Below are 2,658 nucleotides of genomic sequence, written 5' to 3'. Positions count from 1 at the left end.
ATCGAGCGTTTCTTTGGCAGGCTGAAAGCCTCGTTCCGCCGTATCGCAACCCGATACGAGAAGACATCACGCAATTTCCTGTCGATGATCAAACTGGCATCGGTCAGGCTGTGGATCGAGTTTTATGAGTCCGCTGCCTAACTGAACTTACAGAGTGCGGACAATCTCGACATTCGCCCAGAAGCCAAGGCCTGTAACCCTTTCTTTATAGCAGCCGTTCAGTTTCACGTTGGCAGAGCAACTATGGCATGCAACAGATGTGCCAAAAGTCTTTGTCGGTTCAGCTGATTGCTCTACCAGTTAGGACAAAAAGGAGATGCGCGAAGTATGTCACTGGACTGGGCCATGGCGCAATTTGATCAATATATTGGGCAGTGGAGCGAATTGGCAGGCTATCTGGCGTCTGTCCTTGTTTTTCTGACCTTTTGCATGAAAACTATCGTACCGCTGCGTGTGCTTGCCATATCTTCGAATATTGTTTTTATCGTCTATGCTGCGGCTGCCGGTCTGGTGCCCGTATTACTGTTGCATGCTACTCTGCTGCCTCTGAATATATTGCGCACGATACAGCAGATAAACCTTTTCCGGCGGGTTCGACGTGCCTCAGTCGGAAGCGCCAAGATTGAATCGCTCGTGCCCTTTATGACGATCAAGACCCATCCAAAGGATACATTGCTTTTTCGCAAAGGAGACGCGGCTCTGAAAATGTGCTTTCTGCACAAGGGACAGGTTTTGGTACCGGAGATTGGAAAATACCTTCAGCCCGGAACGCTTTTCGGCGAAATTGGACTGTTCACACCGGAAAGGACTCGGACTGCGTCGGCAACTTGCTCAGAAGACTGTGAAATATACGAGATCAGTGATCACGATATCATGCAGCTCTGCCTTCAAGATCCAGCGTTTGGATTGTTCCTGACCAAACTAATTGTTGCGCGTATGTCTGATAATCTCATGCAGTCAGAGGCATCCAACCACCCTGCCACGCAAAGCGCTTGGCGATCGGGCGATCAGCAAACTCCGGCATCATTTATCGAATGATCTTTTCAGTAAGGGGCTGCGTTGGGCGCTCCTCTAAAAACTCGGGCCGAAAAACTTGATCACTAATGAGACAGCGGCGCGTGCTTACTCCCAACAGGGCCACGGCAAAATACTCAAGCCGATCCAAAGGCCGAATACATATCAGCGACTTCCTGAAGACGTGCAATTGAACTCTTGCGAACAGCAGCCGGTACATACATTGGGCTCTCTGCCGACCTTCGCCGCGGTTGTACACGAAATCAACGCCGAGCCGGAAGACGAGCGGACGCAGTGCGGACGCAATCGACATCTGAGCCAACGAACTTCATGACGATGTTTGGTCTGATTTCTCGGATCTGTCTGGAAACGGTCTATTCAGGTTTTTCTACATCCGGCGCACCGGGAAATGGCCCAAGGCAACTTGCGCGGTGAGACACCTGAAAGACATGGTTATAAAGCTGTGCCACCCACTGCTTGCCTTCCATTGTCTGCTCCAAATGCGTGAGTGCTGGGCCGATCAATGGTTGCACTTGATGCCAAAAGAACTTTGGAAACTGTTCCATCAAATCCATTGGCGTTTCATAGCCCTGTTTCTCTGCGAATCCGGTTTCGACAAACTCGTAATATAATCCACCAATTTTCCGATGGTAAAACGGATCTGCGATCTGGCCGATTAGGTCGGCAGCACGCACCAGAGCAGGTTCGCTCGTTGTATCGGCATAGGCCAGATCACCCGGAACAGGAAACCGAGTGTATTCGATGGCGTCAGCTATCCTCTCTTCATCGATGAGACTGGATCCTGCAAAGCGCTGACGGGCATAAATTTTCCCACGATCTACGTGATAGGGAGCGAGAAAAGCATCAGAAGCACCGCGCGGCGGACAAATCGTATCTCCGGTTGCGTTTACAACGACCTCGGTGTCCGTGTCGCCTTCACAGATGTCACGAGAGTATCCAATGTCATGAACCAAAAGCGCCACGATAAAGTGCAGCCAGTCTTCCGGTTGCACGGCGCGGGTAACCAACTGGCCACGAATGATTTGCTGACCAACGAGTGTCACCATCATCGTATGTTCGGCATTGTGATAAAGAGCGTCCGAATTGCCTAAACGCTCAAGCAACATTCTGGCGCTACCGCTTAAGAAGGCGGCGTATTCGGCTTTCCGTCCCGAGAAATACTGAAGGTAGGTCTTAGCGAGATGATCTCCAAATTCTGCGGCAACTACGGCTGTAGGATTGAACATCGTCATCTCGCATTTCTGGGCACCCAGCCCACTATTATCCTTTTTAGATGATCATGTCAGCTTCTAGCTTGTCGACCTTCGATGTGTTTGCACGCCAGAAAAAACTGGTCGATGACCTGAGCGTCCGCTTTCTTCGAGCCGCCCTTTCGATTTCGCACTTGCAGCGAATGTCCGGATTCCGCCCATCGCGTCGAATGCTGCGCCGCGCTCCAAGGTTTGACGTCGCTGTGGCCTACGCCGGATGCTTATGTCCTCACGACATATCCGCCTGGTCTTCCTGAGCGGTACGCTTCTTGGGGGACGCGCTCAATCCAGCCTTACTCCGTTTTTTCCCGCGCTGCTTTTCAATCCAGTTAGACATGGCAGTGGAACTGGCCATTGCGGCCGCCGGGATCGT

At 51.5% G+C, this 2,658-nt stretch carries 2 protein-coding genes and 1 pseudogene; 2 read left to right on the top strand and 1 reads right to left on the bottom strand.

All coding sequences use genetic code 11. The annotated features are described in order from the left end of the window. Together LC354_RS27285 and LC354_RS27280 are read left to right on the top strand one after the other, a co-directional pair. A pseudogene (locus LC354_RS27285) lies at positions 1–141 on the top strand (IS5/IS1182 family transposase); the annotation flags it as partial. Between the two features lie 186 nt (positions 142–327). After that, entirely contained in the window at positions 328–1,038 is a 711-nt protein-coding gene (locus tag LC354_RS27280) for a Crp/Fnr family transcriptional regulator (RefSeq protein ID WP_223429075.1), read from the top strand. 350 nt (positions 1,039–1,388) lie between these two features. On the opposite strand, the gene LC354_RS27275 is transcribed toward LC354_RS27280, so the two are convergent. Continuing rightward, positions 1,389–2,267: a hypothetical protein gene (locus LC354_RS27275; RefSeq protein WP_223429074.1), complete on the bottom strand. Its 879-nt coding sequence runs from the start codon at positions 2,265–2,267 to the stop codon at positions 1,389–1,391. Between the last annotated feature and the right edge of the window lie 391 nt (positions 2,268–2,658).

Origin of the sequence: Tateyamaria pelophila (assembly GCF_019966495.1) — a bacterium.
Lineage (GTDB): Bacteria > Pseudomonadota > Alphaproteobacteria > Rhodobacterales > Rhodobacteraceae > Tateyamaria > Tateyamaria pelophila.
Note: the sequence above shows the minus strand (reverse complement) of the source record. Positions and strands in the feature narration are given on the sequence as shown.